We start from the raw sequence: 23,724 nt of genomic DNA on the forward strand, positions 1-23,724 counted from the left end.
GTCTTACATTCCTCGAAGGAGAGCTTCTGCTTGCGTGCCTTCTTGCACGCGAACGCGGTGGTTTGGGGTGATTTTCAGCATCGTCATTGGTGCATCCGGGGTGACGGTAAAAGGGTGAGGCCAGACGCGGCCTTCGCCTTCCATTTCACGGTTGATGCGGTCGAAATCGAGTGGATGATCGAGGTCGGCGTGGGGCACAACATCTAGCAACGCGCGGGTGTAGGGGTGGACTGGGTTGTCGAATAATTCCTGTCGTGTTGCGACTTCTACCAATTGCCCGTTGAACATCACTCCGATGCGGTCTGCAATGTAACGCACCACAGCAAGGTTGTGTGAAATAAAGATATACGTGAGGCCAAGCTCGCGCTGCAATTGCTGCAACAGGTTCAAAACCTGCGCTTGTACCGAAACATCCAGTGCGGAGACGGGTTCGTCGCAGACCAGCAGATCAGGCCGCAGTGCCAAGGCGCGGGCGATACCTATGCGTTGGCGCTGACCACCAGAGAATGAATGGGGATAACGGCCCAGAAAAGCTGGGTCGAGGCCGACGAGGCGCATGAGTTCGGCTGCATACTGAGACTGCTCGTGACCAGTGCCCATGGCGTGAACTTCCATCGGTTCGCGCAAAATGTTCAGCACCGTTGAGCGGGGTGAGAGCGACGAGAATGGGTCTTGGAACACCATCTGGATTTTCCGTCGGAAGGCCTTCAGTGCACTGCCTTGCAAGGCGAGCACATCGGTTTGGCCTTCGTGGCCATCCCACGTGATGGTGCCATCGGTCGGTGTCAGCGCACGCACCAGCATTTTCAGCGTCGTGGTTTTGCCGCAGCCCGATTCTCCGACAAGACCAAAGCACTCCCCTTGGCGCACATCGAAATTCACATCATCGACAGCGACGAATTCTTCCTTGCCTTTGCCGAACCAGCCTTGCTTCTTCGTGACAAAAGTTTTGCGCAAACCGCGTACTGAAAGTAAAGTGTGGTCGCTGCGGCCTTTTCGAATTTCCACTTCGCCGCGCATCGAATCCGGGATTTCGTGTTTGATGTCGCGCAGGCTTTGCAGCTTCTCATCATAAGCCATCGACAGGTCTGGCACGGCGTTCAGCAGCGCTTTGAGATAACCGTGCTGCGGGTTGCGGAAAATGTCCTCCACGGTGCCAGCTTCCATGATTTGCCCATGATACATAACCACCACTTCATCAGCCATGTTGGCGACGACGCCAAGATCGTGGGTAATGAGCAGAACTGCCATGCCGAGGCGAGATTGCAGACCCTTCAGCAGGTGCAGGATTTTGGCCTGCATGGATACATCGAGCGCGGTCGTCGGCTCATCTGCGATCAGTAGCGCTGGATGACAGATCAACGCCATCGCAATCATTGCCCGTTGGCGCAGACCGCCGGAAAGTTCCATCGGATACATGGAGTAGGCTGCTGTCGGATTGGGGAAGCCCACAAGATCGAGCATGTCGATTGTTGTCTGCTTCGCTTCTTCTTCAGAAGATGGGCGGTGAAGGTCGAGCGCTTCCTTGACTTGATTGCCAATCGTATGGAGTGGCGAGAGCGACGTCATCGGCTCCTGAAAGATGATAGAAATTTTGCCGCCGCGAAGGGCGACCCGCTCCGCGCTGTTGTCAGCAAGTTTTGCAATGTCGAGAGGCGCATCTTCTCGTTTTTCACGAAAATAGATTGATCCGGATTTTATGCGGGCGACGTTGGGTAGAATGCCCAAGATGGCTTGTGAAAGGATCGATTTTCCAGAACCGGATTCACCGACCAGCGCGACCGTCTTTCCTGCTGGAATTCTGAAGGAAGCGCCCCGCACAACATCGAGATCACCGCCCTTGAGATCAATGGCGATGTGGAGGTCTTCGATGCGAATTATGTCGTGCGAATACGCGGCTGCGTTTGGCTGACGCGCTTTCGTTTCGGCGGTTTCATTGACCGTCGTGACCAAGGTTGGAACGTCTCCCGAATTCCCAGTGGCCGGACTGACCCCGGCACAAGATGAAGTCTACACAAAAGAATCCTTTGTGAAACCAGACAAGCTACGGAAAGTGTGCGTTTTGGCACAAGCTGCTGGCTTAGAGCGATTTGCAATTCATGTGGTCGCGAACATGCGATGGAGCGCGGTTCCATCAAAATGCAACAAACCCTCATGGGGCAAGCTGGCGCTGGCGGCATCGTCGATGCTTTCGCTCCCCAAAACATGAAGCGCGATGCGCAGGATACCGGCATGGGTGATGACGACCGAATGGGGGTCTAGAGACGCAAGTGCAGCTTTCACTCCATCAGCGCGTTCCGCGAGGCTTTCTCCGCCTTGCGGCCTGAAGTTCCAGCGGTCGAGCTTTCGAGATTGGCGCTCTTCGTAATACACCTCTTTGACTCTGAGATTATTCATGCCCTCCCAACGACCAAGCGAGATTTCGCGTAATGCGGTAATGGTTTGGATTTTGGTATTTTCGAGGCCCAGTCTTTCCGCGACGATGGAAGCCGTCTGACGGGCGCGGGCAAGGGGCGAGGAAACGATGGTGATTTCATCGCGCTGAAACTGTCCTGCGCGGATGAATGCTTCCACTGCCTTTGCGTTTATGAGTGCCTGGTCGCGCCCTATTGGGTGGAGCATTGTCTCGGTTGTGCCCTGAAAGCGATCTGCGATGTTCCACGCGGTCGCCCCGTGGCGCATGAGCAGCAGGGGTTGGGGGAAGGTGATGGTCAGTGGGTCAATCCGGCTTAAGAACGGCGATAGCGAGTGTAAAGTTTTCCACTTCGACTTGCCAAGCGTGATAGCGCCATAACAAGGTGAGTCTAACCAGCTAGAAATCTGAGATACGCGATGCCCCGCCTGTTCGCCTTATTCATTTGCACGATACTGTGGATGCCGATTTTGAGCGACAACGCACAGGCGCAGCTAATGCCTGGCATGGGGCAAAGCAAAAGCAGTGGCGAGACCGACGATCCTGCGATGGATGCCATCATGAAGTCGGCCAAGGAAAGTGGCTCGACGGTCATCGTCATTCGACCGGAAGCGAATGATACGCAATCCACTGACGTAATGGCCAATCTTCGAGCTAAACGGTTCTTGGAAGTGCGTGGGCGGATTGAAAGAATTCTCTCCAGCGGCGCTGCGTTGTGGCCCAACATGCTGGGAACGCTCAATCAGGCTAGTCCTGAAGGGGGCAGATTTTGGATAGTTCGTGCCTTGTTGACGGCTTTTGGTGGCATGTTTGTTGGCTGGCTGTGTTTGCGTCCTCTTATTAATTGGAGCCGGGAACGGTATCGCGACAGGTACAAAATTCTGCCGGAGACCACAGCGGACAAGGCAAAATTCCTGCTCACACGTGTGGCCTTTGCGCTAAGTTTTGCTGTCATTCTATATGTCGTGTCTTTGTTAGTGGCGTTGATTTTTGACCCCCGTGTCGAGCCTGCTAGGCGTCTGATTTTCGAGCTTTTGACAGCCTACTTTGTTTATCGCGTGCTGCGATACGTAATCGGTTGGAACCTAATGGCAGACGATGCACCGCAACTTCGCATCGTTAATCTTACCGACGACGAAGCCAAGCAGGGTTACACCGACTGGTATCGCATCGCCGTTGTTGCTGTCACGTTGACCGCAATTGGCCGTTGGTTTGGCATTATGGGTCAAGAGCAATTGGAAGCGGGCCTTACGGCGGGGCTCACCGCAGACAACATCAAGTTGCTACAGTTCATTGTTGCTGCTCTCATTCTGCTTTTGTTGATCGGATATACGCTAAAGAACCGCAAAGCGGCGTCACACATGTTTGCGCCAAGTGATGCCAATGCCGCATTCTACAAGTTGAGAACAAACCTCGCGCGGCTCTTTCCCGCGATTGTTGTGGTTTATTCCGTGGCCTCATTTGCGGTGTTTATGTATCGCTCTGCGTCCGATGTTGCCGATCCGGGACTTGTGCTTTTTGCGCCTTTTGCGATTTTTTACATCGCAATCGTTGTATTCGGGTTGGTTTTGATTGCCATTCAGACAATTTACCAACGCCGCGAGAAAAAATTTGCCGAGCGTGCCGCAATAGCGCGGAGCGAGCAGCAGGCTTCGCTGGAAGAGACCGAAGCTGCGCTCAATATCGAAGCCGGTGAAGAAATGATCGCTCAACTGGATGCGCCGCAATTCGAGTATCAACCCATATTTCGATCGTTCTTCGAAACGGCTGCCATGGCCATTATTGCGTCTGTCGCCTTGGGTGAATTGGCGCGGGTGTGGGGCGTTCCGGTCGGCGACGATGGCAACCCTTGGGCGGCGTTCCTTGATATCGTGTTGGCCATGATTTTGTGCTGGCTCGCTTACCAAGCGGTTAGCATCTTCATTGACAAGCGCTTGGAAGAAGAGGGGGGAGTTCCTGTTGACGGCGAAGAAGCGGGCGGCGAAGGCGGAGGCGCTGGTGCCAGCCGTATGGCAACGCTGCTGCCGATTTTTGGTTATGTGATGACGGCGGTAATTTTCGCCTCGGCCATTATGATCATCCTGTCGCGCATGGGTTTTGATATTGGTCCGATCTTCGCCGGTGCCGGTGTTGTGGGCATCGCGGTTGGCTTCGGTGCGCAGACACTCATCCGGGATATTTTCTCCGGCGCATTCTTTTTGCTCGATGATGCTTTTCGCAAGGGCGAGTATGTTGAAATCGAGGGCATTAAGGGAACAGTCGAGAAAATTTCCATCCGCTCGTTTCAGTTGCGCCATCATTTGGGGGCACTTCATACAATACCCTTTGGCGAAATCAGGCATCTGACAAACTATTCTCGTGATTGGGTGCTGATGAAATTGCCGCTGCGCGTTACCTACGACACCGATACCGAGAAGGTCCGCAAATTGGTCAAAAAGCTGGGCCAGGAATTGTTGAACCATCCGCAGGTAGGCCACACATTCATGCAGCCATTGAAAAGCCAGGGCGTTTATAAAATGGAAGACAGCGCGATGATCATTCGCGTGAAATTCATGACCAAGCCGGGCGAGCAATTCGTGACGCGTAAGGTGGTTTACGAGAGCATTCAGGATTTGTTTGCCCGTGAAGGAATCCACTTTGCGCATAAAGAAGTTACGGTGCGCTTGGCTGATGGCAAGGATTTGGATGAACTCAGCGATTCTGAAAAGCAGGCTGTGAGTGCAGCCGCCCGCAGCGTAATCGATGCTGATGAGGAAGCGCTGGCTGCGGCTGGTGGGGCCAAGGGCAGCGGCAGTGATCGTTGAACCCAATGATTTGCTGCGGGGGCTTGATACAAATACGTCCTTTGGCGCGCACCAGTCCACTTTTTCGCAACGCTTGATCTGGAGGGTAACGGATTGGCCTGCGCTCCCTGCTGGCCTGCGCCGTCGCTTGCGCAAGCGCTATGCGCGGCCTGTGGTAGGGCCGTTTGATGTAGTTCACGAGGGCATGAAGTTCAGGCTTTATCCGGCGGAAAATTATTGTGATCGGGTGATTTTCGGTCGTGGCCGTCTGCCGGAAAAGGCGGAGCACGATGCGCTGTTGCCGTATATCAAGCCGTCTATGGTGTTTGTTGATATCGGAGCCAACGTCGGTTCTTACAGCGCTTTCGTCGGCACTCGTGCTGGTGGTGATGTGACCCTTCTGGCGCTGGAACCGCATCCGCGCACTCATGCCAAACTGCTGTTCAATCTTGCAGCGAATGGTTTGCCGGTTCGCCATGTGGTCAATTGTGGAGTTGGGGAAGAGCGCGGGTCATTGCCGCTCTGGTCCGATGGCGGCAGCAATATCGGCCACACGTCGATGCTGAAAGAGGGCACGTCAAACCCTGCAGAAAGTGTGACGGTGTCCGTTGTGCCGCTGCTGGAGATATTGATGGAGCGCCACATTAAGGCGATTGATGTGTTGAAGATTGATATTGAAGGGTTTGAAGATCGGGCGCTCGCACCGTTTCTCGACCAGGCCGACGAAGACCTTCTCCCCAAAGCGGTGCTGATCGAGACCGTTCACCGCACGCTTTGGAAACGGGATGTTTTGGCGATGTTGGGCGAGCGTGGTTATACGCGCGAATTTGCAACCCGCGAAAATGAGTTGTTGGTGAAGCCTAGCTCGCCTTCTTCAATGCTGCTGGATGATTAGCCTTGAGAGCGGTGGTTACAGCGTCCCTGATCTGTTGCAGGCTGAAAGGCTTGGATACCACGTCAATCACAATGTCGCTTAATTCGCCCGTGCGCTCGCGCTGGTCTGCAAAGCCGGTCATGAATAGGATTTTCAAACTGGGATAACTCAGGGCAGCAGTCTTGGCCAATTCGATGCCGTCCATGTATGGCATTTTGATATCGGTCAGCAGAAGATCGAATACGCCTTCGTGCTCTTGAAGCCGGTCAAAGCCCTCTTCGCCGTCTTCGGCCTGTACGATTTCATGGCCGTCCATTTCCAGCGCACGCGCAACAAAAGCGCGAACGGCTTCATCGTCTTCAGTCACTAGAATCTTTGCCATTACCCTTTCCTCCACAGACGGAGAATCACAGGTTCCAGCTTTGTTCTGTAATCGTTAACGAATGGTTACCATCTGCGCCCTACTTGTTAACCTTTTCGTTATTCCACAGAGATTTAGGCATCGCCTTCGACAACACCAACGAACGGCAATTCGCGGAAAGCGTGGCCGACATCCATGCCGTAGCCGACAACGAATTTATCGGGGCAATCGAAACCGACATAATCAGCGCCAACGGCGGCTTTGCGGCGTGAGTGTTTGTCTAGAAGCACGGCGACTTTTACGGAGTTTGCACCACGATCCAGCATAAGTTTCCGAGCAAAGGCCAGCGTGTTGCCGCTTTCCAGAATGTCGTCGATGAGCAGCACATCGCGGCCGTTCACATGGGTATCGATATCGCGCAGGATCTTCACTTCGCCGCCGACAGTGCCTGCGCCATAGCTTGAAAGTGTGATGAACTCGACCTCCGGTTCAAGGCCGGTTTCGTGCATGGCTCGGATCAGGTCTGCTGCGAAAACGAAGGAACCCTTCAGCACAGCGATAGCGACAAGATTGACGTGGCTGTGCTCGCCGATTTCTTTGGCCATTTCCAGATTGCGCTGTTTGATCTCGTTAGCGGAAAAGAGAGTGGAAATCTTTTTGCCGCGGACCGTGATCATGTGAACCTGCTATTTTTCGTCGGGTTTGCTTTCTGGTGCGTCGAACTCGACTTCCACATCCACTGCGTTGCCAGGATAATCATGGGCAATTGCGGTGAAGCGGCTGCGTTCACCAGCTTCCAGTTGGTCTTTAGCGGCTGAAACCGTCCACGCATAGAGGGCAACCTTTTTGTCTCCGCGCATCGTCAGTTTGATCGGTGGCACAGGAACATTATGAGCGGCGATGTTGGCAATTTCACCACGGATAATCAGGCGGCTGATGCCGTCTTTCTCCAAGCGGCTGGTTTCCACTGTAGAAATTTCCAGTTCGGGTGCGGGCGAAATCAGACCAGCGGCTTCATAAGCTGAATAGGCTTGGGGAACTTTGTCCAAGACGCGGTCTTTGAACACCACGCCGCCAGCCAAAAGTCCGAGGCAGGCGAGGCCAAAAATTGGAGCAAGGGGCATGCGGTTTTTCGCATGCGTTTCGGGCACACGGTCAACGAATGTGCGGATGGGGGCCTGTTCCGGCTCCGGCTCGGATTGCCCTTCGATCACGACGGGCAGATTGGTTACGATCGCGCCTTCGCGGTTTTCAAGCAGCGAACGCATGTCGGGTTGCAGCGGTGGTGCAGCGACCTCAATGCGTTGTTCGGTGCGCAACCATTCGTGCTCGCATTTGCTGCATTGCAAAGGCCGTGAAATCGGAACCTCTGGAGGAGGGTCACGAAAGCGTGCATCGCATTTGGGGCAGATTGTCGTCATAGGGCGCACCGGCTTTATGGTTACCAATTCGTTGCCACACTATAGCGATCATGGTTAACGCGCTCTTACCACCCTAGCATTCCTGTGCTGCCATGATCGTGCCGTTAAGAGAGTGTTAACGCTGACACAGGACAAGTCGGGCAAGACGAATCCAACTTCTTTTTCCGCAAGCGAGAACAGCAGGCTTTTCATGATCCGCTTCGACAATGTCGGTGTACGTTACGGCCTCGGTGAGGAAGTGCTGAGCGATCTGTGCTTCGATATTAAGCCCGGTACGTTTCAATATCTCACTGGCGCTTCGGGCTCTGGTAAAACCAGTTTGTTGCGGTTGCTGTTTTTGTCATTGCAGCCGACTCGGGGAAATATCTCCATCTTCGGCAAAAACGCGCAAGCGTTGGACCGCACCGAATTGCCCGCAATACGCCGCCGCATTGGCATCGTGTTTCAAGACTTCCGTCTGCTGGATCATATGACGCTTTATGAAAATGTCGCTCTGCCGTTGAGGGTACGTGGATATGAAGAAGCCAGCTATCGCCGTGATGTGATCGATCTCATCAAGTGGGTTGGCTTGGCGGATCGCATCGACGCCTTTCCGCAGGTTCTTTCTGGCGGCGAGCAACAGCGTGCGGCCGTGGCACGCGCTATCATCGATCAGCCGGAATTGCTGCTGGCCGACGAACCGACGGGCAATCTTGATCCGGCTCTGGCACGGCGCTTGTTGCGGCTGTTCATCGAATTGAACCGATCCGGCACCTCGGTGGTGATTGCGACCCATGATTTGAGTTTGATGGAACAGCACTCGGCGCGGCGGTTGGTCTTGGAAAGTGGGCGGATGGAAGTCTATGACTGATTCCGCTGTCACACCCGAAACCGAAGAAGAGGCAAACAAGCCTCATTCTATTGTACCCCGCGCCAACGTCGCCGGCACCGCGCTGATGCTGGTGATCGCAATTATGGCTTTTCTCGGCAGCCTGACCTTGGGTGCAGTTACGTTGGTCAACGACACCGCCCGTGGCTGGCAAAGCGAAATTGCACGTGAGGTTACGATCCAACTTCGGCCCATCGACGGGCAAGACATGAACGATGCGCTCGCTCGTGCGCAGGAAGTTGTCGGAGGGTTCACCGGAGTTACCCGTGTCGACATTGTGGATGATGCAACAGCAGCGCGGCTGCTGGAACCTTGGCTTGGGGAAGGGTTGGATCTGAAGGAGCTGCCTGTGCCGAGGCTTATTTCTGTAGGCATTGATGAAAACAATCCGCCGGATTTTGACACGATGCGATCCAGCCTTGCCGAAAGCGTTAATGGCGCAACCTTAGACAACCATCGCGCTTGGGTGGATCGGTTGACCACGATGGCTCGGGCGACCATCGTTTCCGGGCTGACGATTTTTGCGCTCATGATGGCGGCAACGATTTTGACCGTGATCTTCGCGACGAGGGGCGCAATGGCTGGCAATGCTCACGTGATTGAAGTTTTGCATTTTGTCGGTGCAGAGCCAGGCTATATCGCCAATCAATTCCAACGGCATTTTTTGCTCTTGGGTTTGAAAGGCGCGTTGGCCGGAGGCGCAGTTGCAATCATTTGTTTTCTCGCTATCGGACTTTGGACGCGGCGCAATGTGGCAGACCCAAGTGCAGATCAGGTGGCGGCACTGTTTGGTACATTTTCTGTCGGCCCTTGGGGATATGTCGGAACGATTGTGCTGATATTCGCGATTGGCATGCTGACTGCCATCACGTCACGGGCAACGGTATTACGCCATGTTGGCGATCTTGATGCCTCGCCAAAACGCTGAAAATTGGACAGAAAAGGCTTGCCCTTTCGAAGCCATACTTTTCTACTAGCCTTATCAAGTTGCAGGATGACCCATCTGCATTATCATTTATCAGCCTGAAGTGGGCGTGCGCGAATTTTGCGCGAAAAGACGAGCAGCAACTTGAGCGAAGACACAACCACACCCCAATCACAAGCGGATGTCGGCAGAGGCGAACGGTCTAGCCGTTCATGGCCGCTTCGCGCTGTTGGCTGGATATTTCGCACATCAAGCAAATTGGTTTTGATTGCTCTGTTTGTCGCTGGCGGATTGTTCATCGGAGGCTTTTTAAAGTTTTCGACAGCCATTGCCGAAATGAACCCGCAGTTGGAATTGGCGCAGGCCGATGGCATTGTTGTGCTGACGGGTGGCGCCAAACGTATTGAAGAAGCGCTGAAGTTGATGAAGGAACGCAAAGGCGGGCGACTTCTGATTTCCGGTGTTAATGATTCAATACCGCTGGCCGATTTGCGCAAGGCGCATCCCAATCATGATGTTGTTTTTGATTGCTGTGTGGATGTTGAGAGCGTTGCCAAGAACACAGTTGGCAATGCGCAGGAAACTGCGAAATGGGCTGAATCGTTGGGCTATAAATCTTTGATTGTTGTTACCAGCGGCTATCACATGCCGCGCAGCCTGCTGGAATTTCGTAGACATTTGCCTCAGGTCGTTTTGGTACCTTATCCGGTGCGGTCAAACCGTTTGGCGGACAGCAAGTGGTGGCAGGATGTGAGCAATCTGCGGTTCGTGTTATCGGAGTACACCAAATACATTGGCGCGCAGATGCGCGATTACGTGTCCGATGAAAGCCTTGCTGCATTGCAACAGGCGGCAAGGCGGGGTTAAGGAGACGGCGTTTCCCGCTGGTTTCTGGACAATCCCTTGCTCGCTATCCGCTCCGCCCTTTTCAATATCGCATGGTATGTGAACATCATCGTGCAGATGATCGTCCAAGCGCCGTTCTACTTCTTCCTCAAGCACGAGACGGCGCTGTCGGTGCCGCGCCGCTGGGCCCATACGAGCCACTTTTTGCACAAATGGTTGGCGGGAACCGTGCATGACATTCAAGGTATCGAGAATGTGCCAGACGGGGGCTGCATCATCGCTTCCAAGCATCAGTCGGTGTGGGAGTTCTATTCGCTCTACGCGCTGCTGAAGGATCCTTGTTTTGTGCTGAAAGCGGAGTTGATGAAGATACCTTTCTTTGGCTGGTATGTCGCCAAGGTGAACCAGATCCCCATCCGGCGCGGCGACAAAAGCAAAGCCATGCGCAAGATGTTGGCCGATTCCAAAGTGGCCGTGGATGGCGATCGGCAAATCCTGATTTTTCCAGAAGGCACCCGCCGTCAGCCCGGTGCTGAGCCGAATTATCGCTACGGCGTGACCCGCATGTATTTGGAATGCAATTGTCCGGTCGTACCAGTGGCGCTGACCTCGGGCCTGTTTTGGCCACGTCGGAAGTTTTTGCGCTATCCGGGCAAATTGCGGGCGCGCTTTTTAGAGCCTATCATGCCGGGCTTGAGCGCGGAAGAATTCAGCGCCGAATTGGAGCGGCGAATCGAGGAGGCTTGCGATCAATTGTATTTGGAAACATCGCTTGATCCTGTGCACCCTCCTTTGAATGACGCGGTCAAAGCCCGCATCGAAATTGCCAAGAAGCGCAACGAAGAGCTCAAAACCAACGCATAATCGCTGTCAACAGAGTTAATTTGTTCTTGTAATGTTCTGTTAACTTGTTCTATTTATGTTCTCCAACAGAAGGAGAACATACCATGTACGCACAGACAGCCCTGCCGCTCTTTGATACTTCTGCATCTACCGCGCTTTCACATTTGCCACAGCTCGGTTTTGGCGAGCCGACGCGTCGAGCGCCATCGGCAATGGCTTGCACCGTGCGCCGTCAGCGTTTTGTTCGCTCGGTGGTGGAAGCTGAAGGTTTGGGCCGCTTCGCTTATCTTCATGGTGCTTCTGGCAAACGGTATGTGTTCTCAGCCGTGCGCGGCCATCAGGTTTCGCTCTACAGCCGTGCGGTGTTTGCCATTGCTTCTGCAGACGGGACGCTGGAACAGATTGTGACGCGAAGGGAATTGCCTGATTGCTCGCCGGAATCGCTGCTCTATGTGCATCTGCTGGATGAAGGCTGTGCGGATGCGGACACTGTTATTGACGATATGACGGCTTAATTTTCGCGTAGTTCTTTTGCCAGCTTCTCAATTCTTGCATCGCGAATGCCTTCGCGCAGCATCTGGTCTGCGGTGTCGATGATATAATCCTCGTTGCGCCCTGACTTTCCTTGCGCCCCTTTGATCTGGCGCAGCAGCGCATCGTGATCGAGCTTGTGAGCGTATTGGTCGTGGTGAGGATCAGCGATGTATGTGAGCGCCTCAACTTCACGCCCATCCATAAGCCGCGCTCTACGTCGCTTTTCCAAATAGACATTTGTGACCAATTCTCGTGCGCGTAGATACTCCACAACTTCGCTCTGGCATGCCAGTGGAATACGGAATGCGACGCCCATGCAAGAGCCGCCACGGGCCAGGCCAAGCACGATGCCCGGACGTTCGACCGTGCCGCGGTGGACCCACGAATAAATGCAGGGTGCGCGGTGCACGCCGGCCATTCTGGCGACAACCCGTTCTTCGTGGTCGAAGCCAGGGTTCCACATCAGCGAGCCGTAGCCAAACACCCACAATTGCGACATAGAACTCTGTTCCCGTTGACGATGAAGTGTGCGACACGGCAGAACGCAGAATGCGGCAGCGTGGTTGCATGTCTGAATAGAAAGCGCGAACGGAAAGCACAAGCACATGGCTGATAAGCATCCTGCAAAAGAACGATCTCTGCTTGGTCATCCAATGGCGAAATGGGGGCTGTTTATGGGTCTGCTGTTCGTTGTCTGGTTTGCCGGGTGGTTCGCGATCGCCCGTTTCGCCGATGGCAAGGTGGGCGAGGCCTTGGCTAATCTTGAGCAGCGCGGCATCGAAATTTCCTGCAGTGATCGCGATATTGTGGGCTTTCCATTCCGCATGGGAATTGCGTGCAGCAGTGTTGATGTGGCTGACGACGTTCATGACTATGCGCTGAACGCTGGCGGCTTGCGTAGCGCTGCGCAAATCTATTCCCCGCGAAAGAATGTTGTTGAAATTGCAAGTCCATTTTCCTTCACAGCCCAAGGGCAGGAAGTGAATGCAACTTGGAACATGATGCGGGTATTCATCGCCCAACAGGGACATGGCTTTGATCGGCTTTCGTTGAACTGGACAGATCTGAAAGCGCAAGGACTGAATGGAGAATTGGAAAGCAGCGCTGGTGCTTTACATCTGCGGCCAAATCCAGACGCTGTCTCCGATCTTGATGTGGCAGGCAATTGGGATGATCTGGTGGTGAATGGCGATGCGAGCCTGCGGGCGAGCATCGCTTATGACACCGTGCTAAAGGCTGCCTACGAGACCATCATTGAGCAGCGCAAACGCCCAATTGATTGGTTGAAGGATGGTGGCGAAATCAATGTTCGTAGCCTTTTTATTGTGCTGCCCGATGGTGGACGTTTGGCGCTTTCCGGGCCGCTCAAGGTTTCTGCGGATGGTATGCTGAACGGCAGTGTGAATTTCGGTCTTGATGACGCTGATGCGCTCGCGAAATTCGTGGCGGAAATCAATCCCGAATTCGGACCCATCGTTTTGGGGTTGGGGCAGGGCATCAACATGCTGGGCAGTGAAACCGCTTTCGGTGAGCGCAGTATCAAGGCCGTTACGGTCAATATTGAAGATGGCTGGACTCAGATCGGCCCTTTGAAACTGGGACGAATTCCGCCGATATTCTAGTCGTCCTGATTTTGCTGAGAGCGACCGAAATCTGGTTCGTCTGTTTCCTGACCAGCTTCGATAATGCCCCTGCGTATGGATCTGGTGCGCGTGAAATGGTCGAATAACACGTCGCCGTTCTCCCAACGCACGGCGCGTTGCAAATGGGCAAGATCTTCCGAAAAGCGTCCAAGAATTTCCAGCACAGCCTTTTTGTTGTGCAAAAAAACATCGCGCCACATAACAGGATCGGACGCAGCGATGCGCGTGAAGTCGCGGAAACCACCAGCGGCGTATTTCATCACTTCCGATTCCGTTACGTTCTCAAGATCGGAAGCGGTGCCAACAATGTTGTAAGCGATCAGGTGGGGAATGTGGGATGTGACCGCAAGCACCAAATCGTGGTGTTCGGGCTCCATGATGTCGATATCAGAACCCATAGACCGCCAGAATTCTGACAGTTTCTTCACGGCTGCTTCGTCTGCGCCGGGCAGTGGCGTGAGGATGCACCAGCGTTTTTCAAACAGGGATGGAAAGCCAGCGTCAGGGCCGGAATATTCCGTGCCAGCAATCGGATGGCCGGGAATGAAGTGGACGCCCTCTGGCATGTATGGCTGCATTTGGTCGATGACCGATTGTTTGACCGAACCCACATCGGTCACCACAGCCCCATGTTCCAGCGCCGGCGCGATATGTTCGGCAATCGCTTCATAGGTGCCAACGGGCGAACATAGGATCACGCAGTCGGCGCCTTTGACGGCATCGCGAGCGTCGAGATTGTAGCTGTCTCCAAGGCGCAGGTTCTCGGCGCGGTCGAGCGTCTCCTGGCTGCGGGTGGCGATGGTAATTTCGCCCACTGAGCCGTCCGCCCGCACACGCCGTGCGATGGATGAGCCGATCAAGCCGATGCCGATCAGCGCCAGCCTTTTGAAGATGGGTTGTTTCATGGTTTAGGCCAAAAATTTCTCAAGAGCAGCAACCACCCCACGGTTGGCTTCTTCCGTGCCGATGGTCATGCGCAGGGCGTTGGGGAACCCATATGGCACGACGCGGCGCAACACGAAGCCACGTTCTGTCAGATAGGTATCGGCAGCTTCAGCGGATTTTGATGGATCGCCTTCAGGGAAGTGAACCAGCAGAAAATTGCCAACGCTGGGCGTAACGTTCAGACCAAACCCCTCCAATTGTTCCTTTGTCCAAGTCAACCAACGGTCATTATGAGCGACGGCTTTGTCGACCATTTCACGGTCTTCAATCGCTGCTTTTGCGGCGGCAAGAGCAGCTGCGTTGACGTTGAACGGGCCGCGCACGCGGTTGATGGCGTCGACCACGTGGTCAGGCCCGTACATCCAGCCAACGCGCAGGGCGGCGAGGCCGTGGATTTTTGAGAATGTGCGGGTCATCACAACGTTGCGGAAATTGCTGACCAGTTCCAGTCCGGCCTCATAGTCGTTTCGGCGCACATATTCGGCATAAGCGGCATCCAGAACCAGCAACACGTTGTCCGGCAAGCCATCGTGCAGACGGCGCACTTCCGAAATTGGCATATAGGTGCCGGTCGGGTTGTTGGGGTTGGCGAGAAACACAACTTTGGTTTTGTCGCTGATGCAGGCGAGCATGGCGTCGGCGCTTGCTGTTTGTTCAGTCTCTGGAGCGATCACGGGCGTTGCGCCAGCGGCCAATATGCCGATGCGATAGACGAGAAAACCGTGCTGCGAATAGACCGCCTCATCGCCCTCACCAAGGTAAGTCTGACAGATCAGCGCCAGCAATTCGTCGGAGCCGGAGCCGCAAACGATATTTGCAGCGTTCAGGCTGTGGACGCGGGCAATCGCCTCACGCAGATCGGATGCTGAACCGTCGGGATAATCTTCGAGCGTTTCCGCCATTGCTGCAAAGGCTTGTTTGGCAGCGGGACTGGGGCCGAGCGGTGTTTCATTGGCGGAGAGTTTGAAAAGTCGGACACCTTCCGGTGCCTTCGATTTGCCAGGCACATAGGCATGAATATCCATTACGCCGGAGACGGGTGTTGGGAGTGTGTTGGTTGTGTTCATGATGTCTCTCCTGCAAGTGAAGCGGGCGGTTGCCCGTCACCGATTGCGGATGGTTTAGAGGGGGATGGCCCGGTTTGAAAGTGTCTTATGTGCCTGTTGGGCCGTTCGCCGCATGTGAAGCCCTTGTGCCAGTTTTGGCGCGTACGCCCTGAGGGGCGAGCACGGGCACGAAAACCCGCTTCGAACGGCGTTGTTTGACAGGCAGACCTTGATACATCTGCTTGGTCGCTTCCACGACCAAAACACCAGCAAAGGCGGGTGCGAAGCGACGTCCCAAGCGCTCCCAAACGGGCGCTGCCCTCAAAACGATGCTCTTGCCGCTGGGCGGAAAATGCAGTGCATCGTTCCAAGCTGTTGGGGTAAACATGTTGGCGCGCAGCAGGCGGTTTAATTGGCCGCCGCTATAGGGTTTGCCGGCACCAAATGGCGAATGCTCCATGCGGGCCCAAACGCCGCGGCGGTTTGGAACGACGATGACGAGTTTTCCGTTGGGTGCGAGCACGCGCCACAATTCGGCTACGGCTTCATCTGCATTTTCGAAATGCTCTAACGCATGAACCAGCAAAATGCGGTCGACACTACTGTCGGCCAATGGCAGGTCTTCCTCGAACACAAGAGCGGTGGCGTTGGGTTTGGCGATGGGCCAGTGGTTTGCGCCTTGCAATGCCGGCATTAGCGAAACAGTGCGTTCGGCATCCGGAGCGTAGCGGTCAAGAAAATGGTTGGCAAAACCCAGCCCCACAAGACGTTCGTCGCTCATCGGTTTCCACATGGCCGAAAGCGCTGCACCCACCGATTGTTCGGCCATTTTGCCCAGTGGGGTCGCGTAAAACTGGCGAAGATCGACAATATCCATATGCATGTGGGAAACTTGGGGCCGAATGAACTCAGGAGCAAGCCTATGGACGATATGACGCCTGCACAAATCATAGCAGAAATGGGCCTGGAGCCGCACCCCGAAGGGGGGCACTATGCAGAGACCTTCCGTGACGAAGCGTCAACGGCGATTTATTATCTGCTGGAAGCGGGTGAACACTCGCACTGGCACCGCGTGCATGGCAGCGCCGAGATATGGCATCACTATGCGGGAGGTCCGCTTGCGCTGACCGTTTCATCAAACGGCCATGACGCCCAGGCGCACCGTTTGGGCAAAAGTATCGTCATGGGAGAGAAGCCGCAGATCGTCGTTCCCGCCGGTTGGTGGCAGACGGCGGAAAGTCTTGGCCATTGGACGTTGGTCGGTTGCACCGTTGCACCCGGCTTTGACTTTGCAAACTTCGAGATGGCTCCGCCGGATTGGTTTCCTAAGCCGCGCAGTCCATCTAACGGTTAGGCGATGGCGGCGATTGGAATAGCGGGCGCGTCTTCGAACGTCTCTTCCGAAGGCCATTTCGGCTGACGTAGGGGCTTGCTGAAGCGGAAGCCTTGCAGCAGATCGACACCCCAATCTCGTAAATGGTTGGCGGTTGTCGTGTCTTCCACCCATTCCACAACAGTTCGCGCGTCGAATTGGTGCGCGAGGCCGATGAGCGATTTGATGAAGGCCTGATTTTCAGGGTTATCTTTTAGGTCGCGGGCAAATTCTCCGTCGATTTTGATTATGTCGTAGTTCAACGCCTTTAGATTGCGAAATGAGGTGAAGCCCGCACCAAAATCGTCAATGGCGACCTTGAAGCCCAGATCGTGGAGTGAGGCGATGAAGCGGCGTGCTTCCTCAAGGCTTTCGGCCACATGGGATTCGGTGATTTCGATAATCAGCCGATCCGTGATGTCTGGGCGGCGCAGGGCGGCTATGGCGAGTTTTGAAATCCATTCCGGATCTGTTGCGGTTTCGTTTGAGACGTTGAGCGAGATCTTTGCGCTTTCGTGCTCGTCGAGCGCCTCAATGGCCAAATCCAGCGCTTGATGATCCACCAGCCGGATGAGGCCAAGGCGGATCGCCACGGAGACAAAATCGCCTGCTGCAAGGACATGGCCGTCATCGTCCTGCAGCCGCACAAGGGCTTCGAAGAATTCCACCTCATGGGTCGTCGCATCGACGATGGGTTGGAAGGCCAAATGGATGCGGCCCTGTTTCAGCGCCATGATGATTTTTTCTGACAGTTTCACCGCCTCGCGGTGTCGGCGTTCAGCTTGCGGGTCTGGGCGATAGGAAACGATGGTTGCTTCATGCTCGCGGCGGCTTTCTAGAAGCGCGTTGTAGGCGGCGCTGAAGGTGCGCTTGGGGTTGCTGGCATGTTGAGGGATAAGAACCCCGCCGACCGACGCACTAATCGCGATGGGACCGGCATCGGTTTCGACAACGTTGCCGCGCAGGACGTTCAAGATGCGGTATCCTGCAACCAGCATGTTGCGTTCGTCGCAATCGTTGAGAACGATACCAATGCGTGCGCCGGAAAAGCGACCCAGCACATCGCTGTCTCGCAAATGTAGACGCAAACGGCGGGCGACTTCTGAAATAACTGCGTCTCCGGCTTCGTAGCCGTAGACCGTGTTGATGAGATCAAAATGATCGATGCCGATCAGCAAAAACCCTGCTGAGCCGCCATTGTCGCGCAAGGTTTGAAATGTTTTTTCCAGCGAGTAATTCAAGTGCGAACGGTTGTGCAAGCCGGTCAGCGGGTCAAAACGGGCCATGTAGTCGAGATCATCTTGCAGGTTTCTCCGGTCTGTGATGACGCGCATGACGCCTTCCGCAGAAGCGGGTTCGCCATTGGGCCCGGCAAACCAGCGGCCGCTGTCCTCAATCCAAACGTCTTTCTGCGCCGACGCGTTTTCTGCTGAAATCGCATATTGCAGAGAATAGGCTACACCTTGGCCTTCATCACTTTTCTCGCTGGAATGAATAACGTTTGGTCGGCTGTTTTCGGATGTGGGAAGCAGGATGCGGTTGAAGGCGCGACCCTTCACTGGTAGTTTTTCATCGGCCAAGCCGAGAGTCTTTGCAGCACCGCTGCTCCATGAAATGTTGTCTGTGAGCATGTCCCAACGATAGATCACGCCGCCGATATGACCCAGCACGGAGGCTGCTGTTGCATCGTCCAGCCTTGTTTCAGACGGGTTGTTTTCAATGGTGTAGTCGCTCACGTCGTCGTTACCGCCACTCAATTTCGCTTATGCAATGCTAGCCCCAATTGCCTAATGAAATGGTAAACAGGTTGATAATATCGCCTGCATTCAGGCTACCCAGACGGGGGCCAGAACGAGAGCGAGATACCCTGCACCGATAAGAAGGATCAGTGGCGAGAAATAGCGTCGGTTGCGGCTGGCAAACGGCTCTTCCAGATCTGCCATTATGGGCAGATAGGCGGCGATTCCCCGTGCGATAAAGACAATTGCAAGCGTCCACATAGCGAGCCATAGCAGTGTTTGTGGCAGCGATTGGGGGTAAGGCACCAATCCGCGCCACATGAGTGGGACGAGCGCTGCTGCGAGAATGCCGAAGGCGATAAAGCCGGTGAGCGCTCTTGGTGGCATCTTGGTGATGCTGGGCGTTCCTACTACCATGCGAGCGAGTTCTTGCTCGTTGTCAGCAGGCCAGTTTGAGCCAAATGCCCACGCAAAATGGATCACAGAGACGACGAACAGCACAACAGCGATGACGATCGCGAGGAAGTCCATGTCGTTTTATCCCGGCGACAAAGCGTGTTGCTTGAGGTTAAATGCAAAAAGAGTTTCCCTCAACATGATCGTGTGACTGTGACCGAGCTTCGATTTTCAAAACCGTTTACCCAGCAAGAGCCTATTGATGAGGCGACGATTGAACGTGTTGGCGACATTCTGCGTGGTGGACGTTTGCATCGATACAACACACTAAATGGTGAGACAGCTGAGGCTGCGCTGCTGGAGCGGGAATATGCCAAATGGCAGGGCGCGAAATACTGCCTTGCTTGTTCTTCCGGCGGCTATGCTCTGCACGTGGCGCTGCGTGCCGCTGGCTTGCAGCATGGCGATAAGGTTCTCGCCAATGCCTATACGTTAGCGCCGGTGCCGGGCGCGATCCACAACGCTGGCGGAGTGCCCGTCTTTGTTGAGATTGACGACAATTGGCACGTCGATATCGACGACCTTCGTGCAAAGGCTGCCGATAGTGAGGCGAAGTTTTTCATGCTCTCTCATATGCGCGGCCATATCGCTGACATGGATAGGATCTGCACCGTTTGCGACGAGTTCGGCCTTACACTGGTCGAGGATTGTGCACACACGATGGGCGCATTTTGGAAGGGCAAAAGGTCTGGCAACTTTGGGCGGGTGGCTGCATTTTCGGCGCAAACCTACAAACATATAAATTCTGGCGAGGGTGGGTTTCTGACAACCGATGACGCAGATATTGCTGCCCGCGCCATCGTCATGTCCGGCTCTTACATGCTCTATGGCAGCCACGGCGCTGCACCGGATGAAGAGGCGTTTGCGCGGGTGAAACTGCAAACGCCGAACTATTCGGGCCGGATGGACAATATGCGGGCCGCAATTTTACGGGGGCAGTTGGGGGTTTTGGAGGAAAACGTGCGCCGCTGGAACGAACGCTACCGTGTTTTGGAGCGTGGTCTCGGGAAAAGCGGCGCTATTCATCTTGCTGATCGAGCCCAACACGAAGCCTTTGTTGGCTCGTCCATCCAGTTCCGTCCGCAACTTTCGCCAACGGCTTTTGAGCCGTTTATCGAGGGGTGCGCGTCGCGGGGAGTGGACGTGAAATGGTTCGGTGCGGACGAGCCGAAAGCGTTCACAAGCCGGTTCGATTCATGGCAATATCTTGGGCGTCTGCCTGATTTGCCACGTACCCGTGAAGTGCTTTCACAAACCTGCGACATGCGTGTGCCGCTGACCTTTAGTTTAGATGATTGTGCCGTGGTGGCGCAGATCGTGCGCGAGGAGGTCGCTCGCCTTGTCTAAGGCTTGCCTGTGGACACGTGTGCGACCATCCCGCGCTGGCGGGTGAGTCCGCTTGTCAGTCTGTGCACCGTTGACTATCAAAATGATGGTAGGGCCGGGGGCGCAGATGCTCTTCACAATCGCGAAAGCGTAAGGCGATGTCTGGGATGATCAAAAAATGGTTGGTTGCTTCCTGCGTGGCTTTGCTCTGCTCGCCTGCAGTGGGGGCGCCGCAGCGTGGGCCAGATAGTGTTTCGGTTGTTCCACAAGTCTCAAAACCAACAGCACCATTCATCCGAAAAGTCCCGCGCAAGGGCAAAATCGAATTGGTGGTTCTGGGAGATTCTCTTGCTGACGGGCTCTACATTGGGCTGAAGCGGTTGAACCGCAAAAACAAGAGATTGAAAATCGTAAAGGCTTCACGGGTGAACACGGGCCTTGTTCGTTCTGACCGTTTCGATTGGAACGAAGCGGCGCGCGAGATTGCGCAAACAAAGCGCTATCAGGTGGCTGTTGTGTTGCTCGGCCTCAACGATCTGCAAACCTTCCGCGAGCGCGGCAAAAGGCATCGGTTTCAGCAAAAGGGCTGGGTGCAACTCTACGAAGAGCGCATCGAACAGATGATTATTGATCTGAAGAAGGCCGATATGGCGGTCTATTGGGTCGGCATTCCGATTACCGCGCCGCAGCGCTATCAAAAAGAGTATGCCTACTTGAATGACTTCTTCATCAAGGCGGCAAAGAAGCATGAATTGCGCTACGTGGACACGTGGTCGGTAATTGCCGGGCGTGATGGAAAATACAGCCCGTTTTGGCGCGACGAACGCGGCAAAAAGCGCAAGATTCGCACCCGGGACGGTGTGCACTTTACCATGAAAGGCTACGTTATTCTGGCCGAGCCGGTAAATGAAATCCTGCGCCGCGACATCGCTGATCTGCTGGAAGCGCGCGCGGCTAGATAAGTCTGCACCCCTGCGGTTAATACTAACGGGCTTCCTTTCTGACAGCGCCGCTGCCGCTTGATAATTTGCGCGCAAGTGTTTCTCCCAAGGGGCTGGTGCGTGCTTTTCCCGACCATCACATTTGCTGTGTTTTTCTGTCTGGTTTTCTGGGCAGCTTGGACGTTGGAAGAGCGGCTGGAAGCGCGAAAGGCGCTTTTGCTTGGGGCGAGCTATGTCTTCTATGGCTGGTGGGACTGGCGTTTTTGCGCACTTTTGGCTGGCGCATCGTTGGTGGCTTGGTTGGCGGGGCTGCGGCTGAGCGAGACTAACGATCCAACAAGGAGAAAACGTATTGTTGCTCTGGCCTGCGCAGCGCTGCTCATTGTTTTGGGTTTTTTCAAGTATTACGGATTTTTTCTGTCGTCTTTGCAGGATGCAATTTTTGCACTTGGGCTGGAGCGTGATCTACCGTTTCTGGAAATCATTCTACCAGTTGGCATTTCTTTCTTCACTTTTCAGGCAATTTCGTACGTTGTTGATGTGTTTCGGGGAGACGTGGAAGCACGCCGATCACCGCTCGATGTTCTGCTCTACATTTCCTTCTTTCCACAGCTGGTGGCTGGCCCTATCGTTCGCGCCTCGGCGTTTCTGCCGCAACTGGAGCGGCCGCAACACTTTACACGCCGTCTGGCCGCCTTCGGCCTGACGTTGGTTGCGGTTGGCCTGTTCAAGAAAATGGTGGTGGCAAACACGCTGGCGACGTCTTTGGTCGATCCGATTTTTATTGCTCCCTCGGATTATTCATCCCTTATGCTGCTGATCGGAATTTACGGGTATGCCGTGCAGATTTATTGCGATTTTTCCGGTTACAGTGATATCGCCATCGGAACGGCGGCGTTGCTGGGGTTTCGCTTTAAGCCGAATTTCGATCAACCTTATCGAGCGCAAAGCCTGCAAGATTTTTGGCGCCGTTGGCACATTTCTCTGTCGCAATGGCTCCGCGATTATCTCTACATCCCGCTGGGCGGTTCGCGGCTGGGTGAATGGAAAACCCTGCGTAACGTGTTCCTCACTATGTTCCTCGGTGGTCTTTGGCATGGTGCTGCCTGGACCTTCATTATCTGGGGTTCAATCCATGGGTTTTGGCTGGTGATGGAGCGTGCTGCATTCGGTGGCGGCGAGAAGCGCTGGGGCATTGTAGGCTGGTTCGTCACGTTCCATCTGGTTTGCGCCGCGTGGGTGTTTTTTCGGGCGGAAGATCTGTCCAATGCGCTGCAATGGTTTGCCGGGTTTGGCGCGTTCGATGCCTCACTGGCCGGGCTGACATGGTTGAGTGTGGCCTTCATTGCAGGCACGCTGGCGTTGCAATTTGTGCGCGGTGATATGCTGACCCGTATCGCAAGCCACGTGGAGGAGTGGCCCGTGTCGGGCATCGTAGCGTTGTTCTTTGCGGTGGTTGTTCTCACTGTTTGGCTTGCGCCGGAGGGCACGGCACCGTTTATCTATTTCCAGTTTTAACGGGGTAGGGCGTGAGCGGAATTCTAAGGCACAGAGACAATTTGTTGTGGCTGCGTTTCGGCTTGGCGTTCATCGCTGCTCTTTTGGCGCTGGGGTGTTTCCAATCGGGCAACATGGTGGCCGCCGCTTACGATCTTCCTGAGGGTAAGGTAGCGCAATGGGTCGTTGAACGGGCCGAAAACTGGCATGGCTGGATGGAGCTGACCGGGGTTGCCGGCTGGAGCGAGCATCTCGCGGAGAAAAGCACCGCCATTCATGAACGTTTGGTGGAGCAAGAGGAATTTTAATGACGAACGAAACCGAAATACCGACCAAGCGTTCAGCCTACCCCGTTGTCACGCCGGTCACGCTGCGGTTTTCCGATCAAGACCCGCTCGGCCATATTAACAATGTTGCCGTGACCGCCATTTTGGAGAGCGGCCGCACCGGCTTGTTGCGGGTTTTGTTCGACGGCGTGGAACTACCGCCGCGCTCAATGGTGCTTGCGAACCTTGTGGTGGATTACCGCCATGAAATGACCTTTCCCGGCACAGTGGAGGTTGGCGCAAAGCTAGTCCATGTGGGGACAAAAAGCCTGCGTGGTGCCTATGCCATCTTTCAAAATGGCGTGTGCTGTGTCACCTCCCACAGCACCAACGTGTTCTTCGACAACGAAACTCGAAAATCCAAAATGCCACCGAGCAGTGTGCACGAGCAGCTAAAACGCATCCTCGCTGAACACACTTTGTAGCTGGTCAAACCGGCGCGATTCGAATTGCACTCCATTAAAGAGATTGATGGGATGAAGAGATTGATCGGACAGGCTTGCCTGATCACATTCCAATACTCGCCAGAGTGGCTGCTATGGAACAGCGCTCCTCAAAACGCCCA

Annotated in this window: 25 protein-coding genes; 14 read left to right on the forward strand and 11 right to left on the reverse strand. The window is 54.7% G+C overall.

The features are described 5' to 3' along the window. Positions 1 to 3 precede the first annotated feature (3 nt). Both ACFQ14_RS00980 and ACFQ14_RS00985 read right to left on the reverse strand, forming a co-directional pair. Positions 4 to 1,953 (reverse strand): dipeptide ABC transporter ATP-binding protein, encoded by a 1,950-nt coding sequence (locus tag ACFQ14_RS00980; RefSeq protein ID WP_449301293.1) that lies wholly within the window; start codon positions 1,951 to 1,953, stop codon positions 4 to 6. 144 nt (positions 1,954 to 2,097) lie between these two features. Then, positions 2,098 to 2,682: a histidine phosphatase family protein gene (locus ACFQ14_RS00985; protein WP_377210827.1), complete on the reverse strand. Its 585-nt coding sequence runs from the start codon at positions 2,680 to 2,682 to the stop codon at positions 2,098 to 2,100. Between the two features lie 150 nt (positions 2,683 to 2,832). On the opposite strand from ACFQ14_RS00985, the gene ACFQ14_RS00990 reads away from it, so the two are divergent. Together ACFQ14_RS00990 and ACFQ14_RS00995 are read left to right on the forward strand one after the other, a co-directional pair. Further along, positions 2,833 to 5,217 (forward strand): mechanosensitive ion channel family protein, encoded by a 2,385-nt coding sequence (locus tag ACFQ14_RS00990; RefSeq protein WP_377210828.1) that lies wholly within the window; start codon positions 2,833 to 2,835, stop codon positions 5,215 to 5,217. Further along, entirely contained in the window at positions 5,207 to 6,091 is an 885-nt protein-coding gene (locus tag ACFQ14_RS00995; RefSeq protein ID WP_377210829.1) for an FkbM family methyltransferase, read from the forward strand. Before ACFQ14_RS00990 ends, ACFQ14_RS00995 begins: the two co-directional genes overlap by 11 nt. Here ACFQ14_RS00995 and ACFQ14_RS01000 read toward each other — a convergent pair. From ACFQ14_RS01000 to ACFQ14_RS01010, 3 genes are all read right to left on the reverse strand, one after another. After that, positions 6,057 to 6,452 (reverse strand): response regulator, encoded by a 396-nt coding sequence (locus ACFQ14_RS01000; protein WP_377210830.1) that lies wholly within the window; start codon positions 6,450 to 6,452, stop codon positions 6,057 to 6,059. The genes ACFQ14_RS00995 and ACFQ14_RS01000 overlap by 35 nt on opposite strands. A 113-nt stretch (positions 6,453 to 6,565) precedes the next feature. After that, on the reverse strand, positions 6,566 to 7,108 hold the full coding sequence (hpt, locus tag ACFQ14_RS01005; protein WP_377210831.1) for a hypoxanthine phosphoribosyltransferase: 543 nt from the start codon (positions 7,106 to 7,108) through the stop codon (positions 6,566 to 6,568). 9 nt (positions 7,109 to 7,117) lie between these two features. Continuing rightward, complete coding sequence (locus ACFQ14_RS01010; protein WP_377210832.1) at positions 7,118 to 7,750, reverse strand: DUF3426 domain-containing protein; 633 nt, start codon at positions 7,748 to 7,750, stop codon at positions 7,118 to 7,120. 292 nt (positions 7,751 to 8,042) lie between these two features. Here ACFQ14_RS01010 and ftsE point away from each other — a divergent pair, with 292 nt between their 5' ends. From ftsE to ACFQ14_RS01035, 5 genes are all read left to right on the forward strand, one after another. Further along, positions 8,043 to 8,702: a cell division ATP-binding protein FtsE gene (gene ftsE, locus ACFQ14_RS01015; RefSeq protein WP_377210833.1), complete on the forward strand. Its 660-nt coding sequence runs from the start codon at positions 8,043 to 8,045 to the stop codon at positions 8,700 to 8,702. Beyond that, the gene (locus ACFQ14_RS01020) at positions 8,695 to 9,648 is read left to right on the forward strand and encodes a cell division protein FtsX (protein WP_377210834.1); all 954 of its coding nucleotides are present in this window, start codon (positions 8,695 to 8,697) and stop codon (positions 9,646 to 9,648) included. Before ftsE ends, ACFQ14_RS01020 begins: the two co-directional genes overlap by 8 nt. 141 nt (positions 9,649 to 9,789) lie before the next feature. Further along, a complete protein-coding gene (locus ACFQ14_RS01025) occupies positions 9,790 to 10,512 on the forward strand; it encodes a YdcF family protein (protein WP_377210835.1) in 723 nt (240 codons plus the stop codon). A gap of 36 nt (positions 10,513 to 10,548) precedes the next feature. After that, positions 10,549 to 11,355, forward strand: a complete 807-nt coding sequence (locus tag ACFQ14_RS01030; RefSeq protein WP_377210836.1) for a lysophospholipid acyltransferase family protein — start codon at positions 10,549 to 10,551, stop codon at positions 11,353 to 11,355. Between the two features lie 83 nt (positions 11,356 to 11,438). Next, entirely contained in the window at positions 11,439 to 11,849 is a 411-nt protein-coding gene (locus ACFQ14_RS01035) for a hypothetical protein (RefSeq protein WP_377210837.1), read from the forward strand. On the opposite strand, the gene ACFQ14_RS01040 is transcribed toward ACFQ14_RS01035, so the two are convergent. Further along, the gene (locus tag ACFQ14_RS01040) at positions 11,846 to 12,367 is read right to left on the reverse strand and encodes a gamma-glutamylcyclotransferase (RefSeq protein WP_377210838.1); all 522 of its coding nucleotides are present in this window, start codon (positions 12,365 to 12,367) and stop codon (positions 11,846 to 11,848) included. The genes ACFQ14_RS01035 and ACFQ14_RS01040 overlap by 4 nt on opposite strands. Positions 12,368 to 12,473: 106 nt before the next feature. On the opposite strand from ACFQ14_RS01040, the gene ACFQ14_RS01045 reads away from it, so the two are divergent. Continuing rightward, complete coding sequence (locus tag ACFQ14_RS01045) at positions 12,474 to 13,490, forward strand: DUF2125 domain-containing protein (protein WP_377210839.1); 1,017 nt, start codon at positions 12,474 to 12,476, stop codon at positions 13,488 to 13,490. On the opposite strand, the gene ACFQ14_RS01050 is transcribed toward ACFQ14_RS01045, so the two are convergent. From ACFQ14_RS01050 to ACFQ14_RS01060, 3 genes are all read right to left on the reverse strand, one after another. Next, positions 13,487 to 14,416: a prephenate/arogenate dehydrogenase family protein gene (locus ACFQ14_RS01050; protein WP_377210840.1), complete on the reverse strand. Its 930-nt coding sequence runs from the start codon at positions 14,414 to 14,416 to the stop codon at positions 13,487 to 13,489. The two genes, ACFQ14_RS01045 and ACFQ14_RS01050, sit on opposite strands and share 4 nt — an antisense overlap. Positions 14,417 to 14,419: 3 nt before the next feature. Beyond that, the gene (hisC, locus tag ACFQ14_RS01055) at positions 14,420 to 15,523 is read right to left on the reverse strand and encodes a histidinol-phosphate transaminase (RefSeq protein WP_377210841.1); all 1,104 of its coding nucleotides are present in this window, start codon (positions 15,521 to 15,523) and stop codon (positions 14,420 to 14,422) included. An 85-nt stretch (positions 15,524 to 15,608) separates the two neighbouring features. After that, positions 15,609 to 16,385 carry a methyltransferase domain-containing protein gene (locus ACFQ14_RS01060; RefSeq protein ID WP_377210842.1) on the reverse strand — a complete coding sequence of 259 codons (777 nt, stop codon included), beginning with the start codon at positions 16,383 to 16,385 and terminating at the stop codon, positions 15,609 to 15,611. A gap of 48 nt (positions 16,386 to 16,433) precedes the next feature. On the opposite strand from ACFQ14_RS01060, the gene ACFQ14_RS01065 reads away from it, so the two are divergent. Beyond that, the gene (locus ACFQ14_RS01065) at positions 16,434 to 16,856 is read left to right on the forward strand and encodes a cupin domain-containing protein (RefSeq protein ID WP_377211328.1); all 423 of its coding nucleotides are present in this window, start codon (positions 16,434 to 16,436) and stop codon (positions 16,854 to 16,856) included. Here ACFQ14_RS01065 and ACFQ14_RS01070 read toward each other — a convergent pair. Together ACFQ14_RS01070 and ACFQ14_RS01075 are read right to left on the reverse strand one after the other, a co-directional pair. Continuing rightward, the gene (locus tag ACFQ14_RS01070; RefSeq protein ID WP_377210843.1) at positions 16,853 to 18,610 is read right to left on the reverse strand and encodes a putative bifunctional diguanylate cyclase/phosphodiesterase; all 1,758 of its coding nucleotides are present in this window, start codon (positions 18,608 to 18,610) and stop codon (positions 16,853 to 16,855) included. The two genes, ACFQ14_RS01065 and ACFQ14_RS01070, sit on opposite strands and share 4 nt — an antisense overlap. A 90-nt stretch (positions 18,611 to 18,700) precedes the next feature. After that, entirely contained in the window at positions 18,701 to 19,144 is a 444-nt protein-coding gene (locus tag ACFQ14_RS01075; protein ID WP_377210844.1) for a DUF3995 domain-containing protein, read from the reverse strand. Between the two features lie 78 nt (positions 19,145 to 19,222). Between ACFQ14_RS01075 and ACFQ14_RS01080 the strand changes: the two genes are divergently transcribed. From ACFQ14_RS01080 to ACFQ14_RS01100, 5 genes are all read left to right on the forward strand, one after another. Next, positions 19,223 to 20,416: a DegT/DnrJ/EryC1/StrS family aminotransferase gene (locus ACFQ14_RS01080; protein ID WP_377210845.1), complete on the forward strand. Its 1,194-nt coding sequence runs from the start codon at positions 19,223 to 19,225 to the stop codon at positions 20,414 to 20,416. Between the two features lie 146 nt (positions 20,417 to 20,562). Further along, positions 20,563 to 21,357 (forward strand): SGNH/GDSL hydrolase family protein, encoded by a 795-nt coding sequence (locus ACFQ14_RS01085; protein WP_377210846.1) that lies wholly within the window; start codon positions 20,563 to 20,565, stop codon positions 21,355 to 21,357. A gap of 99 nt (positions 21,358 to 21,456) precedes the next feature. Next, entirely contained in the window at positions 21,457 to 22,854 is a 1,398-nt protein-coding gene (locus ACFQ14_RS01090) for an MBOAT family O-acyltransferase (protein ID WP_377210847.1), read from the forward strand. A 44-nt stretch (positions 22,855 to 22,898) separates the two neighbouring features. Beyond that, positions 22,899 to 23,141: a hypothetical protein gene (locus tag ACFQ14_RS01095; protein ID WP_377210848.1), complete on the forward strand. Its 243-nt coding sequence runs from the start codon at positions 22,899 to 22,901 to the stop codon at positions 23,139 to 23,141. Further along, on the forward strand, positions 23,141 to 23,584 hold the full coding sequence (locus ACFQ14_RS01100) for an acyl-CoA thioesterase (protein ID WP_377210849.1): 444 nt from the start codon (positions 23,141 to 23,143) through the stop codon (positions 23,582 to 23,584). Before ACFQ14_RS01095 ends, ACFQ14_RS01100 begins: the two co-directional genes overlap by 1 nt. Positions 23,585 to 23,724 lie beyond the last annotated feature (140 nt).

Origin of the sequence: Pseudahrensia aquimaris, assembly GCF_042676045.1 — a bacterium.
In the GTDB taxonomy this organism is placed as follows: Bacteria; Pseudomonadota; Alphaproteobacteria; order Rhizobiales; family Rhizobiaceae; genus Pseudahrensia; species Pseudahrensia aquimaris.

Coding starts and splice junctions, on each gene's coding strand:
- ACFQ14_RS00985 (WP_377210827.1), bottom strand. CDS start 2,682: ATGCGCCACGGGGCGACCGCGTGGAACATCGCAGATCGCTTTCAGGGC.
- ACFQ14_RS00990 (WP_377210828.1), top strand. CDS start 2,833: ATGCCCCGCCTGTTCGCCTTATTCATTTGCACGATACTGTGGATGCCG.
- ACFQ14_RS01000 (WP_377210830.1), bottom strand. CDS start 6,452: ATGGCAAAGATTCTAGTGACTGAAGACGATGAAGCCGTTCGCGCTTTT.
- hpt (WP_377210831.1), bottom strand. CDS start 7,108: ATGATCACGGTCCGCGGCAAAAAGATTTCCACTCTCTTTTCCGCTAAC.
- ftsE (WP_377210833.1), top strand. CDS start 8,043: ATGATCCGCTTCGACAATGTCGGTGTACGTTACGGCCTCGGTGAGGAA.
- ACFQ14_RS01020 (WP_377210834.1), top strand. CDS start 8,695: ATGACTGATTCCGCTGTCACACCCGAAACCGAAGAAGAGGCAAACAAG.
- ACFQ14_RS01035 (WP_377210837.1), top strand. CDS start 11,439: ATGTACGCACAGACAGCCCTGCCGCTCTTTGATACTTCTGCATCTACC.
- ACFQ14_RS01040 (WP_377210838.1), bottom strand. CDS start 12,367: ATGTCGCAATTGTGGGTGTTTGGCTACGGCTCGCTGATGTGGAACCCT.
- ACFQ14_RS01045 (WP_377210839.1), top strand. CDS start 12,474: ATGGCTGATAAGCATCCTGCAAAAGAACGATCTCTGCTTGGTCATCCA.
- ACFQ14_RS01050 (WP_377210840.1), bottom strand. CDS start 14,416: ATGAAACAACCCATCTTCAAAAGGCTGGCGCTGATCGGCATCGGCTTG.
- hisC (WP_377210841.1), bottom strand. CDS start 15,523: ATGAACACAACCAACACACTCCCAACACCCGTCTCCGGCGTAATGGAT.
- ACFQ14_RS01060 (WP_377210842.1), bottom strand. CDS start 16,385: ATGCATATGGATATTGTCGATCTTCGCCAGTTTTACGCGACCCCACTG.
- ACFQ14_RS01065 (WP_377211328.1), top strand. CDS start 16,434: ATGACGCCTGCACAAATCATAGCAGAAATGGGCCTGGAGCCGCACCCC.
- ACFQ14_RS01075 (WP_377210844.1), bottom strand. CDS start 19,144: ATGGACTTCCTCGCGATCGTCATCGCTGTTGTGCTGTTCGTCGTCTCT.
- ACFQ14_RS01085 (WP_377210846.1), top strand. CDS start 20,563: ATGATCAAAAAATGGTTGGTTGCTTCCTGCGTGGCTTTGCTCTGCTCG.
- ACFQ14_RS01100 (WP_377210849.1), top strand. CDS start 23,141: ATGACGAACGAAACCGAAATACCGACCAAGCGTTCAGCCTACCCCGTT.